Consider the following 13,515-nt stretch of genomic DNA (forward strand, 5'->3'; position numbering starts at 1 on the left):
GTGCGCACCCTCTAAGAAAGCGAGGAAACACCAATGCTTGAAGTCATCAACGACTTCCTCTCGGGAAAAGTACTGATCGTGCTCATTGTAGGGCTCGGTGGATATTTCACGATTCGCTCGCGTTTCGTTCAGTTCCGTCACTTCTTTCACATGTTCGCCGTGTTTCGCGACAGTCTGCGCAGCAGCGCGGGCCAGTTGAGTTCATTTCAGGCCTTGATGCTGAGCCTTGCCGGCCGTGTTGGCGCCGGGAACATCGCAGGCGTCGGCATTGCCGTGACCCTGGGTGGCCCCGGCGCAGTGTTCTGGATGTGGGTCACTGCCCTTGTCGGCATGGCGAGCAGCTTTTTCGAATGCTCCCTCGGCCAACTGTACAAACGCTGCGACGCCGAAGGCCAGTTCCGCGGCGGTCCGTCGTATTACATTCAGCACGGGCTGGGCAAACGCTGGCTGGGCATGATCATGGCGGTGTTGTTGCTGGTGACCTTCGGTTTTGCCTTCAACGGCCTGCAATCCCACGCCGTGACCCACTCGCTCAACGACGCCTTCAAGATCTCGCCGAGCTACGCCGGCGTCGGTCTGGCGATTCTGCTGGGTCTGGTGTTCGTCGGCGGGATCAAGCGCATCGCCAAGGTCGCCGACCTGCTGGTGCCGATCAAGACGCTGGTCTATATCGCCGTCACGCTGTATGTCATCGGCGTGCAGTTCGAACACGTTCCGCACATGCTGATGACCATCGTCAAAAGCGCGTTCGGCATGGATGAAGTGTTCGGTGGCCTGATCGGCAGCGCCATTGTCATGGGCGTCAAACGTGGCGTCTTCGCCAACGAAGCCGGGCTGGGCAGTGCGCCCAACGTTGCAGCGGTCGCTCAGGTCGAGCACCCGGTTGCACAGGGTGTGGTTCAGGCGTTCAGCGTATTCCTCGACACTTTCGTCATCTGCACCTGCACCGCGCTGCTGATCCTGCTGTCGGGTTTCTACACGCCTGGCTTCGAAGGCGATGGTATTGCCCTGACGCAGAACTCCCTCGCCGCCGTCGTCGGTGACTGGGGCAGGCTGTTCATCAGCGTGGCGCTGGCGCTGTTCGTGTTCACCTCCATCCTCTACAACTACTACCTGGGCGAAAACAGCCTGCGCTTCCTGCTGGGTGAGAACCGCAAGGCGATCTTCTTCTATCGCGTATTGGTCCTTGCGCTGATTCTGTGGGGCGCCGTTGAAGATCTGGGCACGGTGTTCGCCTTCGCCGACATCACCATGACGCTGCTGGCCTTCGTCAACCTGATCGCGTTGGCGATGCTGTTCAAAATCGCGCTGCGGGTGTTGAACGACTACGATGCCCAGCGTAAAGCCGGCATCAAGACGCCAGTCTTCGACTCCAGCCAGTTCCCCGATCTGGACCTGGACCTGAAAGCCTGGCCAAAGCCTGATGCCGCTCAGCCTGCGGCCCACGCGCAAGCGATCAGCGGCAAACCCGTCGCGGACCCGCGTTGATCATTTGAACGTTAATCCAGGGAGACAGGCATGAACCGCGAAAACCACGCACCAGCCCGCCAGGTGATGGTGCTGTATACCGGTGGAACCATCGGCATGCAGGCCAGCGAAAACGGGCTGGCACCCGCTTCCGGTTTTGAAGCGCGCATGGCTGAGCAACTGGCTGCACTGCCCGAAATGGTCGTGCCGCAGTGGACGTTCCGCGAAATGTCTCCCCTGATCGACAGCGCCAACATGACGCCCGCCTACTGGCAGCGCTTGCGTGAGGCGGTGGTCGAAGCAATTGAAGCGCAAGGTTGCGATGCCGTGCTGATCCTGCACGGCACCGACACCCTGGCCTACAGCGCAGCGGCCATGAGCTTTCAACTGTTGGGCCTGAATGCCCCTGTGGTGTTCACCGGCTCCATGCTGCCAGCGGGGGTTCCCGACAGCGATGCCTGGGAAAACGTCAACGGCGCCTTGCAGGCGTTGGGTCACGGGCTCGCCTCGGGTGTGCATCTGTACTTCCACGGCGAGCTGCTCGAGCCCACTCGTTGCGCGAAGATCCGCAGCTTCGGCCGTAATCCGTTCGCGGCACTTAATCGCGCTCGGGGTGGTGAGGCCGCATCGGCGTTGCCAGCGGCACTGGATTATCGTCAGCCCAGGCAACTGGCGAACGTCGCCGTGCTGCCCCTGTTTCCCGGCATTGGCGCCGCTCAGCTCGACGGTCTGATCGACAGCGGTATTCAGGGTCTTGTGTTGGAATGCTTCGGCAGCGGCACGGGCCCCAGCGATAACGCCGACTTTCTTGCCAGCCTGCGGCGTGCGCACCGGCAAGGCGTCGTCGTCGTGGCGATTACCCAATGCCACGAAGGCGGCGTCGAACTGGATGTGTATGAGGCCGGCAGTCGTCTGCGCGGTGTCGGCGTGCTGTCCGGCGGCGGCATGACCCGCGAAGCCGCATTCGGCAAGCTGCATGCACTGTTGGGGGCTGGACTGAATGGGGATGACGTGCGGCGGTTGGTGGAGCTGGATATGTGTGGGGAATTGCGCTGAGCGACTAGCGCCGCTCAGATGATGGTCTGCAGGCCTTTGTCGGCGATGACATTCAGCAATTTCAACGCAGGTCCTGCAGGACGGCTATCGCCCTGTTCCCATTTGCGTACCGTTGAAGCTGTAGTGTTAAGGTGCAGCGCGAATACAGGCTGGCTGAAATTCAACGCCAGCCTCAAGTTCCGTATATCCCCAGGGCTAAGCTCCCGGACGGGTGCTGGGCATATCGACTCAAACTCGCGCAGGGTGATCTTGCCCACAGCGCCTTCCGCATAAAGCTCGGCGATATCTGCCCGTAGCGCCTCAATGATTTTACTGGTCACAGTGAACCTCCTCTAACGTTCCAGCCCGCAAAGCCAACACCATTGCATCCTCGGGCAGGCCGAGAAAAACTTTGCCCGCATAGCGCAGAGCCTTCTTTTCCTCAGCCGTAATATTTGCTCGGGCGCTTTTCGCAAAACCGATCAGAAACACGTAGCTGTCTCCCGACCTCGCGGATAGCAGGGTACGATAACCGCTGCTCTTCCCTCCGCCGGACCGGGCGACTCGCTTCTTGTACAAGCTTCCTCCCAAATCCGCGTCGACCAAACCGTCTTCCATCTCTGCAAATGCATCGCAGAGCGCGTTGTCGGAAAGATTTTCGCCAGCTTGCCACTTTGCGAAATCCCTTCGCTTCAGCACCATCATCCGATCACCTGATTCTGAGTGTATACCCGTTACGGGTATGATTTATGTCGATAGGGCCATGACTCCGCCCAACGGCTTTAACCATAGCCAACATAGATCAGCAGCACGGGGATAAACGTCACCAGGTGATACAGCTCGCCGACGTCTTACGCCATTTCACATCCGGTAGCGGCTCGCTAATTCAAAACGTCCCACGCTATGTAGCATTTAATGCTGACCTCGCAGAGCCGGGACGCAGGGAATATCTAGATCTACGAATAAGCCACTTCAACCGGCCGCTTATCCATCGCGTCCTGCAGCATCGAATTCAGATTGCCGGAGATGTTTTCGCACAGCGCTTTCATCTGGATCTCGTGCTCGGAGGCTTTGAACGGGCTTTGCAGGTCGGTGCCGATTTTCTCGATTGCCAGCAGCATGAAGCCCACCACGGTGGACGCCAGCGGCGTGAACCATCCCAGCGTGTCTACCAGGCCGATCGGCACAATGATGCAGAACAGCGTGATGAAAAGGCGCGGAAACGTCACGTAGGGGTAAGGCAACGGCGTATTGGCGATGCGCTCCATTCCGCCCTGATTATTGGAAATTTCCACCAGCGTCGCTTCGAGGCGCTCCAGACGGATGCTGTCCAGGCGGCCGGCTTTGTATTCCTGCGCGATGATCGCGGCAGACTCATTGAGAATCGCGTTGGGGAAGTTGTTGGTGCGGGTACGGCGCTCGTACTCTTCCCGGGAAATCATCGCGGTCACCTGCTCGGCGCAATCGCTGCCCTTCAGATGGGCCGAGAGGCATTCGACGTAAGCCACGTGACGGCGCAGCAGTGTGGCCTTGACCGGGTTCAGGCCGTCCTCGTCATCAATGAACGTCAGCACCTGCCGGGCGAAACTGCGGGAGTTATTCACCAGCGCGCCCCATAACGTGCGTGCTTCCCACCAGCGATTGTATGCGCTCGTGTTGCGGAAACTGGTCAGCACCACCAGCGCAGAACCCAGCAGAGTCAGGGGCATCGATGGCAGGGTGATCTTGCGATCCAGAAACAGCATGAAGTCGGCGGTGACCACAACGTCCCAGATCAGCAGCCAGAACAAGGACCAACCGATGTAGGTAAACGTCCGGATCATTGTCCGGTACTTCTTGACGATAAATTCCTGCAAAAGCCACCCCCGTCGCAATACGTTGAATCAGTCGGCAAAGGCTCGACCCACAGCTTCGAATACCTGCAGGCAAGTTCGTTCGTTACGACCACAGGCTAAATGTAACCAATTACTCTAGGAAAGCTGAATCGGTTCTCCCCCGAGCCGGCTGACAGATTGTTCATGGAACGATAACGCCCTCCCTGTGCTCAACACCTATCTGGATGTTTCAGCTACCCGTCACGAGGAGAACGTTAATGAGCTCGTCTGCCAATACTCCCTCCACCGAACGATCAGGCGCTGCGCGCACGTTCACGCCGCACACCGACCGCGACCAACTGACCATCAATACCATCCGCACCCTGGCCATGGATGCCGTGCAGAAAGCCAATTCCGGTCACCCCGGCACGCCTATGGCGCTGGCACCTGTCGGCTACACGCTGTGGAAAGATTTCCTGCGTTATCACCCGGAACACCCTGACTGGCCAAACCGGGACCGCTTTGTGCTATCGGTCGGCCACGCTTCGATGCTGCTTTATTCGCTGCTGCACCTGGCAGGTGTGATCGAGATCGACGAGCACGGCAAACCATCGGGCAAGCCTGCGGTGAGCCTCGAGGACATCAAGCAGTTTCGTCAGATGGACTCCAAAACTCCGGGCCATCCTGAATACCGCATGACCACCGGCGTAGAGACAACCACTGGCCCGCTGGGCCAAGGTTGCGCCAACAGCGTCGGCATGGCGATGGGCGAGCGCTGGCTGGGCGAGCACTTCAACAAGCCCGGCGCTACGCTGTTCGATTACAGCGTTTACGTGTTGTGCGGCGATGGCGACATGATGGAAGGCGTCACCGCAGAAGCGGCTTCACTTGCCGGACATTTGAAGCTGTCGAACCTGTGCTGGATCTACGACAACAACACCATCAGCATCGAAGGCCATACCGAGCTGGCTTACAGCGACGATGTGCAGAAGCGTTTCGAGGGCTACGGCTGGAAAACCCTGCACGTCAAAGACGCCAACGACGCCAACGCCTTGGCAAAAGCGCTGCAGACCTTTCAGCAAACCAGCGATGCACCGACCTTGATAGTGGTTGACAGCATCATTGGCTTCGGTTCTCCCAATAAGCACAACACGTCTGCCGCCCACGGCGAACCGCTGGGCGATGACGAAATCAAGCTGACGAAAAAAGCCTACGGCTGGGATGAAAACAGCAGCTTCCTGGTGCCGGAAGATGCCCGCCATTGCCTGCGTGATGCATTGCTGGAACGCGGCGGCAGCGATTACGACGCCTGGCTGGCGACCTTCAACCAGTTTGAAAAGGACCAGCCCGACCTCGCTGATCAGCTCAAGCGCATGCGTGCCGGTGAAATGCCCGAAGGCTGGCAGGACAAGCAGATGCGTTTTGAAGCGGATGCCAAAGGCATCGCCTCGCGCGCTTCCGGTGGCAAGGTGCTGAATGCATTTGCCGAGCAAATCCCTTGGCTGATCGGTGGCTCGGCCGACCTTTCGCCGTCGACCAAAACCAACCTGACGTTTGATGGTGCAGGCAGCTTCGAAGCAGGCAATTACGGCGGTCGAAACCTGCACTTCGGTATCCGCGAACATGCCATGGGTTCCATTGCCAATGGCCTGGCTCTGTCATACATCCGCCCATACACCTCGACCTTTCTGGTGTTCAGCGATTACATGAAACCTCCGATCCGTCTGGCGTCGATCATGGAATTGCCGGTTATCTTCGTCTTTACCCATGACTCCATTGGCGTCGGCGAGGACGGCCCGACCCACCAGCCTATCGAGCAACTGACTCAGCTGCGTGCGACACCGGGTGTGCTGACGATTCGTCCGGGCGATGCCAACGAAACGGCCCAAGCCTGGAAAATTGCACTGGCGCAAACCAGCAGGCCGTCGTGCCTGGTGCTGTCGCGTCAGCCGCTGCCAACCCTTGATCGCTCGAAATACGCGAGCGCCGAGGGCCTAACCAAAGGTGCTTATGTGCTGGCCGATGCGGTGGAAGGCAAAGTGGACGTCATCCTGATTGCCACTGGTAGCGAGGTCGGCATGACCGTCGAGGCGTTCGAGAAGCTCAAAGCCGAGGGGGTCGCGGCGCGAGTGGTGTCGATGCCGAGCTGGGAACTGTTCGAGGATCAGGACAAGGCCTATCGCGACGGCGTGCTGCCGCCGGACGTTAAAGCCCGGGTGGTGGTGGAGCAGGCAGGGCCCGTGGGCTGGGATCGGTATGTCGGTCAGACCGGCGCGAAGATCGTGATGAACACCTTCGGTGCGTCGGCTCCCATTGACAAACTGCAGGCCAAATACGGATTCACGGCGGAAAACATCGCCAAGCGGGCGAAAGAGCAAATCGCCGGTTAAATCCTGCTTAAGAGCGCTTGCCCGCAATCGCGGGCAAGCGCCCTCCTTCCTTTAGATTACTCGATCAGCATCCGGTCAATACAGCGGACCGACGCTCACCCGCAAAGAAGAACGGCCGAATCCTCACGCCCACTGCGTTGCCTGCAAAGGCAGCGACCAGCCAAAGCCAGCCGTGCACGCTGCCTGAAGCGATGCCGCTGAAGTAAGCGCCGATGTTGCAGCCGTACGCCAGGCGCGAACCGTACCCCAGCAAGAGCCCACCAATCACTGCCGCGATCAACGAGCGCGTCGGGATTTTCAGACTCGGGGCGAATCGTCCTGCAAGACCCGCCGCCACTGCTGCACCCAGCATGATGCCGATGTCCATGACGGTGGTGATGTCCTCCCACACCGGCGCGGCCAACGCCTTGGCGTTTGCTGGCATCTGCCAAAACGGCCAGCTGCCCACATCCACGCCCAAACCACCGGCGACCTTTGCGCCCCACAGCGCGAAAGCCGAGGTGATTCCCCAGGGACGACCTGCCAATGCCAGCGTGGCGTAATTGAGCAGCGCCAACCCTACCGCGCCCCACACCAGCGGCCAGGGGCCACGGAGGAAACGGCGCAAGCCAACGTGCTCACTGGTGACGGCCGCTTCCAGCTCCCCATGCCGACGCTTTTCCAGCTTGACGGTCACAAGGGCGATGACCGCGAACAGGGCCAGGCTCATGAGCAGCGCGGGCATGACACCGAAGCTTTTGACGATGGAGGTGGCAGGAAACGACGGCAGCGAGAACCACCAATCGACGTGATGGGTGGCAATCAGCGAGCCAATGATGAAGAACAGCAGGGTCACGAGCATCCTCGCATTGCCGCCGCCGACGGTGAACAGCGTGCCAGACGCACAGCCGCCGCCCATTTGCATGCCGATGCCGAAGATGAAGGCGCCGAAGACTACGGACACACCGGCCGGGGCCACGAGGCCGGTGACCGGCGTGCCGAACAGCGTACCGGCACCCAGCGCGGGGAAAAACAGCACCACCGCGACGGCCAGCATCACCATTTGCGCGCGTAAACCGGCACCGCGTCGCTCGTTGATAAATACCCGCCAGGCCGAGGTGAAGCCGAACGCAGCGTGATAGAGCGTCAGGCCCAGCGCGGCGCCAACGATCAGTAATAGCACTTGCCTGCCGCCAACGGCCGATTGCAGGAAAAGAGCGCCGACCACCAACAAGAGGAAGGCGATCAGCGGCGCGCCGAGCTTGTGCTGCGGCGCCGCAGAGAGAGGAAGACTCATGGGCGTATCTCGGAGAAGGATTGCGATGGGCGCGAGTATACGCCGGTGTCTGCTGGATGACGCGCCGACGCCGCCACCGGCTTCAGCACCCTCAAACCCGCCAGACGCTTCGCAACCGCGCCAGCGCCGAGGCGATGTCGGCCTCAGGCACCGCCGCAAATCCCAACACCAGCCCGGCCCGATCATCCATCGGCGTCTCTGACTCCGGCAGCCAGTACTCACTCAACGGCGCGACCTCGACCCCGACACTTTCCGCTTTGGTCACCAGCTCCGTCTCACGCTCTAACGTGTCCACCGCGACCGTGACATGCAGCCCTGCAACCGGCTTGATCATCGGGCTGCAACCCGCAAGTTCATGGGGCCAGTCGGCCAGTAATGCGTCACGTCGACTCAAGGCAGCCCGGCGCATGCGACGGATGTGCCGCTGAAAGTGACCCGCCGCGATGAACTCGGCCATGACCATTTGCGTGCCGACCTCGGAATGACGCATGTCCACGGCCCGTCGCCGGCTGAACGGCTCTACCAGGTTGCGCGGCAACACCAGATAACCCAGACGCAGGGCCGGAAACGCGACCTTGCCGAAGGTCCCGACATACAGCACGCGACCGCTACGATCCAGCGCTGCCAACGGCGCCAGCGGGGCACCGCTGTAGCGGTATTCGCCGTCGTAGTCGTCTTCGACGATCCAGCCCTGATTGCGCTCGGCCCACGCAAGCAGTTCCAGCCGCCGCGCCAGACTCATGGTCACGCCCATCGGGTATTGATGAGAGGGCGTCACATACGCCAACTTGCAGCCTGAGTCGTCGCGCCCCGGACTGCGCATGCCCTCGACGTCAACCGCCATGCCCTGCAACTGGGCGCCAGCCACTCCGAAGGCATGACCGGCCGCGCGGTACCCCGGATTTTCGATGGCCACCACGTCGCCCGGCTCCAGCAGCAGCTGTGCACAAAGGGTTATCGCCTGCTGCGCGCCATTGGTGATCACAATTTGCTCAGGTGCGCAGCGAAGATCGCGGGACGTCCTCAAATAAGCCGCGATCAGCTCCCGCAAACGCCATTCGCCGGCCGGGTCGCCATAGCCCAGATGTTGCAAGCCCGGCTTACGCCAGAAAGCCGCGTGCAGCTTGCCCCACGTGTCAAAAGGGAACAGATCGAATGCCGGAACCCCTGTTCGAAACGCCTTCGGCAGGCCGCTTTTCGGGGGTCGTAAATGATGCTGTTCCAGGGTGTTCATCGCCGTGCTGTGGATAAGATTGTTTGGCAATTCGGCCGCTACTGTCGGCCATTTTGTGGATAAACCTGTTGATAAGCTTGGTGATAACCCTGTGGACAGCTGTGTGGATAGTTTTTTCGCAGCGGACGGTTGCTCCCTCAACAAGGCGACGTACGTGCCATCGCCAACACGGCTTTCGGTAAAGCCTTCCGCGTAGAGCTGGTCATAGGCACGCATGACGCTGTTGCGAGAAATGCCGAGGGACAAGGCCAGATCCCGGCTCGCCGGCAAGCGCGTGCCTCCCGGTACGCGACCGTCGAGGATGCGCTCGCGCAGCGTCTGATAGAGCTGGCGGCTGAGGCCATGGCGGCGGTTCAGCGCGATGCCGGCGAAATCGAAGGTCAGCGCCGGCGTGGGTACATGCATGGGATTGGCCCTATGAGATTGACCATAAATGGCTCTTACAACGAACCATTAGGCTGCCTAGGATTGGTTCAGCCGCCAAGGAAAATCTCATGTATACGCCCAGCTATTTCAAAGACGAGGACCTCGCCAGCCTGCACCGGCAGATAGATGCCACGCGCCTGGCGACACTGGTCACTTTTGACGAGACCGGTTTGCAAGCGAGCCATATCCCCTTGTTGCTTGAACCCACTCAGGGTCCGCACGGCACGCTGTATGGGCATCTGGCCAAGGCCAATCCGCAGTGGAAAGCCCTGGAGACCGGCGCGCAAGCACTGCTGATTTTCCAGGGCGCAGACGCCTACATCAGCCCTTCTTTTTATGCCGCCAAGGCCGAGCACGGCAAAGTGGTGCCCACCTGGAATTATCTGGCGGTGCATGCCTATGGCCGTGCTGACGTGTTCACTGATCCCGCGCGACTGTTGCGGATAGTCACCGGCCTGACCGACAAGCACGAAGCCAGCCGCGCCGAGCCGTGGGCGGTCAGCGACGCACCCGCCGATTACATCGAGAAGATGCTCAACGGCATCGTCGGCTTCGCGATCCCCGTCGAGCGGCTGGAAGGCAAGCGCAAGCTTAACCAGAACCGCAGCGCCGCAGACATCGCGGGGGTAAGCAAAGGCCTGGCACTCAGCCAGGACCCATCCGATCAGAAAATCGCTCAATTGATGAACCAGGGAGCACCGCGTGTCTGACCTCCACATCCGTCCCGTCACCGCCGAAGACCAAGACGCCTGGTTGGCGTTATGGCATGCCTATCTGACCTTCTACAAAACCACACTGGCTGACGCGGTCACGCAGAGCACCTGGCAGCGGTTTCTGGACAGCAGCGAGCCCACCAACGCCGCCCTCGCCTGGCAGGACGGCAAGGCGGTGGGCATGGTGCATTTCATTTATCACCGCTCCAACTGGAGCATCGGCAATGCCTGCTACCTGCAGGATTTGCTGGTGGTGCCGGAACAGCGCGGCACGGGCGTTGGCCGCCAACTGATCGAGTACGTTTACGCGACCGCCAAACGGGACGGCGCCGACAAAGTCCATTGGCTCACCCACGAGACCAACGCAACCGCCATTCAGCTCTACGAGCGCATCGCTGAGCGCCCGGGCCTTATTCAATTTCGCAAACCGCTCTAAGACCAGGAACTCTCGATATGTCGGATCTCACTCAGTGGCAACCGGCCAGGTTGCCGGACACGCGCACACTGCAAGGACGCTTCATCCGTCTGGAAAAACTCAACGCCGCCCAGCATGGCGATGGTCTGTGGGAGGCACTGGAAGGCCCGGCCGCTGACCGAAAATTGTGGGATTACCTGTTTGTCGGCCCGTTTCCAGAGCGCGGCGCATTCGATGACTATCTCGCAGGCCTGGAAGGCTCGACCGATCCGTGGTTCTACACCGTCATTGATCAACAGACCGGCGCCATCGACGGCTTTCTGGGCTTGATGTCCATCTTCCCGAGCGCGGGCCGCATCGAAATTGGCCATGTGACCTTCGGCGCGTCGATGCAACGCACGCCCAAGGCAACAGAGGCGGTTTATCTCCTGGCGAAGGAATCTTTCTCGCTGGGCAATCGCCGCCTGGAATGGAAATGCAACGCCAACAATGCCCGCTCCAAGCGCGCGGCCGAACGCTTCGGGTTCAGCTTCGAAGGCACATTCCGCCAACACGCGGTGTTCAAGGGGCAAAACCGGGACACCGCCTGGTACTCGATCATCGACACCGAGTGGCCGGCACTACGGGAGGCGTTCGAAGCATGGCTGGCTGTGGATAACTTCAAGGGTGGCCAGCAAATCAGGACGCTGGAGCAACTGCGCGGCAAGTGAGCGCGTTGAAACGAAACAGCCTAAAGCGCCCAGCTTCAGGCAAAAAAAGAGGAGCCACGAGAGCTCCCCCAGAGGTAATCGTTCAGCCTGCCGCGTCTGTGCGCGGCAGGCCGTCAATCTTGCAGCGTCTGTGTCAGCCCTCGATTTCGATCAAAATCTCGCCCGGGTTGACGCGATCGCCTTTCGCGACATGGATGGCTGCGACCTTGCCGGCCACTGCCGCCTGAACTTCGGTCTCCATCTTCATCGCTTCGGTGATCAGCACCGCCTGACCGGCGCGAACGTCATCGCCCTCCTTCACCAGCACATCGACGATATTGCCCGGCATGGAAGTACTGACATGGCCCGGCTTGCTGGCTTGCGAACGCTTGCCGATGCCGCTGCCAACGAACTCATTGAGCGGCTCGAACACCACTTCTTCCGGCATGCCGTCGATGGACAGATAGAAGTGGCGCTTGCCCTCGGCCTTGACGCCCACGCCAGTGATATCGACGCGGTAGCTTTCGCCGTGAACATCGATCACGAATTCGGTCGGAACGCCCTCGCCGCCTGCTTTAGCGACTGCGCCCGGCTCTGGAATCGGCAGCAAAGGCTCTGGCGCCAGCGTGCCCGCCGCACGTTCTTCGAGAAACTTGCGGCCGATGTCCGGGAACATGGCATAGGTCAGCACGTCCTCTTCGGTGGTGGCCAACGCGCCGATTTCGCCGCGCAGCTTGGTCATTTCAGGCTTCAGCAGGTCGGCCGGACGCACATCGATCAGCTCTTCACTGCCGATGGCTTGACGGCGCAGGGTCTCGTCTACTTGCCCTGGCGCCTTGCCGTAGCCGCCAGTCAGGTAAAGCTTCACTTCGTTGGTGATGGTTTTGTAGCGCTCACCGGCCAGCACGTTGAAAAAAGCCTGGGTGCCGACGATCTGTGAAGTGGGAGTCACCAACGGCGGATAGCCCAAGTCTTTGCGCACCCGCGGAATCTCGGCCAGCACTTCGCCCATGCGGTTCAACGCGCCCTGCTCTTTGAGTTGGTTGGCGAGGTTGGAGATCATGCCGCCCGGGACCTGGTTGACCTGCACACGGGTATCGACCGCCGTGAATTCGCTCTCAAACTGGTGATACTTCTTACGCACCGCGTAGAAATACAGACCGATTTCCTGCAGCAGCTCCAAGTCCAGGCCGGTGTCGAATTCACTGCCTTTCAGGGCCGCGACCATCGACTCGGTACCCGGGTGGCTGGTGCCCCAGGCGAAGCTGGAGATCGCGGTGTCGATATGGTCGGCACCGTTTTCGATGGCCTTGAGTTGGCACATCGCGGCCAGGCCCGCGGTGTCGTGGGAGTGAATGAACACCGGCAGCGATTGCTCGGCCTTCAGCGCCTTGACCAGCTCGCCCGTGGCATAGGGGGTCAGCAGACCGGCCATGTCCTTGATCGCGACGGAATCACAGCCCATCGCTTCCATTTCTTTGGCTTGCGCCACAAACGCGCCAATGGTGTGCACCGGGCTGGTGGTGTACGCAATGGTGCCTTGAGCATGCTTCCCGGCAGCCTTCACCGCTTCGACCGCGACGCGCAGATTGCGCACGTCGTTCATGGCATCGAAGATCCGGAACACGTCGATACCGTTGTCCGCTGCCTTGGCGACGAATGCCTTGACCACGTCATCGCTGTAGTGTCGATAGCCCAGCAGGTTCTGACCGCGAAGCAGCATTTGCAGACGGGTGTTGGGCAGCGCCGCGCGCAGTTGGCGAAGGCGCTCCCACGGATCTTCCTTCAGAAAGCGCACGCAGGCGTCGAAGGTCGCACCGCCCCACACTTCCAGCGACCAGTAGCCGACTTTATCGAGCCTTTCGCAGATCGGCAGCATGTCCTCGGTGCGCATGCGGGTCGCCAGCAGGGACTGGTGGGCGTCGCGCAAAATGGTGTCGGTGACGAAGATTTTCTTGGACATGTTCGGATCTCCTTTTAGCTTCAAGCGGCAAGCTACAAGCGGCAAGTCACAGCGGATCGGCTTCAACTTGCAGCTTGCGGCTTAGCGCTTGCA

General features: G+C 60.5%; 12 protein-coding genes. 6 read left to right on the plus strand and 6 right to left on the minus strand.

The features are described 5' to 3' along the window. Nucleotides 1-33 precede the first annotated feature (33 nt). Nucleotides 34-1,488 (plus strand): alanine/glycine:cation symporter family protein, encoded by a 1,455-nt coding sequence (locus tag SLW74_RS05235; protein ID WP_065988174.1) that lies wholly within the window; start codon nt 34-36, stop codon nt 1,486-1,488. 30 nt (nt 1,489-1,518) lie between these two features. Further along, nucleotides 1,519-2,523, plus strand: a complete 1,005-nt coding sequence (locus SLW74_RS05240) for an asparaginase (RefSeq protein ID WP_410928312.1) — start codon at nt 1,519-1,521, stop codon at nt 2,521-2,523. Nucleotides 2,524-2,537: 14 nt separating this feature from the next. Here the strand turns inward: SLW74_RS05240 and SLW74_RS05245 are convergent, their stop codons facing one another. The 3 genes from SLW74_RS05245 to SLW74_RS05255 form a co-directional block, all read right to left on the minus strand. Beyond that, nucleotides 2,538-2,843, minus strand: coding sequence for a helix-turn-helix domain-containing protein (locus tag SLW74_RS05245; protein ID WP_065988170.1), 306 nt, complete (start codon nt 2,841-2,843; stop codon nt 2,538-2,540). Next, on the minus strand, nt 2,833-3,207 hold the full coding sequence (locus SLW74_RS05250) for a type II toxin-antitoxin system RelE/ParE family toxin (protein WP_410928313.1): 375 nt from the start codon (nt 3,205-3,207) through the stop codon (nt 2,833-2,835). The genes SLW74_RS05245 and SLW74_RS05250 overlap by 11 nt, the downstream gene beginning before the upstream one ends. 251 nt (nt 3,208-3,458) lie before the next feature. Further along, the gene (locus tag SLW74_RS05255) at nt 3,459-4,325 is read right to left on the minus strand and encodes a bestrophin family protein (protein WP_410928314.1); all 867 of its coding nucleotides are present in this window, start codon (nt 4,323-4,325) and stop codon (nt 3,459-3,461) included. A 269-nt stretch (nt 4,326-4,594) separates the two neighbouring features. On the opposite strand from SLW74_RS05255, the gene tkt reads away from it, so the two are divergent. Next, complete coding sequence (tkt, locus tag SLW74_RS05260; protein ID WP_410928315.1) at nt 4,595-6,706, plus strand: transketolase; 2,112 nt, start codon at nt 4,595-4,597, stop codon at nt 6,704-6,706. Nucleotides 6,707-6,770: 64 nt separating this feature from the next. On the opposite strand, the gene SLW74_RS05265 is transcribed toward tkt, so the two are convergent. Then, complete coding sequence (locus SLW74_RS05265; protein WP_410928316.1) at nt 6,771-7,982, minus strand: YeeE/YedE family protein; 1,212 nt, start codon at nt 7,980-7,982, stop codon at nt 6,771-6,773. A 91-nt stretch (nt 7,983-8,073) separates the two neighbouring features. Beyond that, nucleotides 8,074-9,621 carry a PLP-dependent aminotransferase family protein gene (locus tag SLW74_RS05270; protein ID WP_410928317.1) on the minus strand — a complete coding sequence of 516 codons (1,548 nt, stop codon included), beginning with the start codon at nt 9,619-9,621 and terminating at the stop codon, nt 8,074-8,076. Between the two features lie 89 nt (nt 9,622-9,710). On the opposite strand from SLW74_RS05270, the gene SLW74_RS05275 reads away from it, so the two are divergent. The 3 genes from SLW74_RS05275 to SLW74_RS05285 are packed head-to-tail and all read left to right on the plus strand — an operon-like array spanning nt 9,711 to nt 11,480. Beyond that, entirely contained in the window at nt 9,711-10,352 is a 642-nt protein-coding gene (locus tag SLW74_RS05275) for an FMN-binding negative transcriptional regulator (RefSeq protein WP_410928318.1), read from the plus strand. After that, on the plus strand, nt 10,345-10,791 hold the full coding sequence (locus SLW74_RS05280; protein ID WP_410928319.1) for a GNAT family N-acetyltransferase: 447 nt from the start codon (nt 10,345-10,347) through the stop codon (nt 10,789-10,791). Before SLW74_RS05275 ends, SLW74_RS05280 begins: the two co-directional genes overlap by 8 nt. A 17-nt stretch (nt 10,792-10,808) precedes the next feature. Then, a complete protein-coding gene (locus tag SLW74_RS05285) occupies nt 10,809-11,480 on the plus strand; it encodes a GNAT family N-acetyltransferase (protein ID WP_410928320.1) in 672 nt (223 codons plus the stop codon). A 133-nt stretch (nt 11,481-11,613) separates the two neighbouring features. On the opposite strand, the gene oadA is transcribed toward SLW74_RS05285, so the two are convergent. Further along, nucleotides 11,614-13,422: a sodium-extruding oxaloacetate decarboxylase subunit alpha gene (gene oadA, locus SLW74_RS05290; RefSeq protein ID WP_410928321.1), complete on the minus strand. Its 1,809-nt coding sequence runs from the start codon at nt 13,420-13,422 to the stop codon at nt 11,614-11,616. Nucleotides 13,423-13,515: the final 93 nt, after the last annotated feature.

The organism is Pseudomonas sp. W5-36 (genome assembly GCF_046540455.1).
GTDB lineage: Bacteria > Pseudomonadota > Gammaproteobacteria > Pseudomonadales > Pseudomonadaceae > Aquipseudomonas > Aquipseudomonas graminis_B.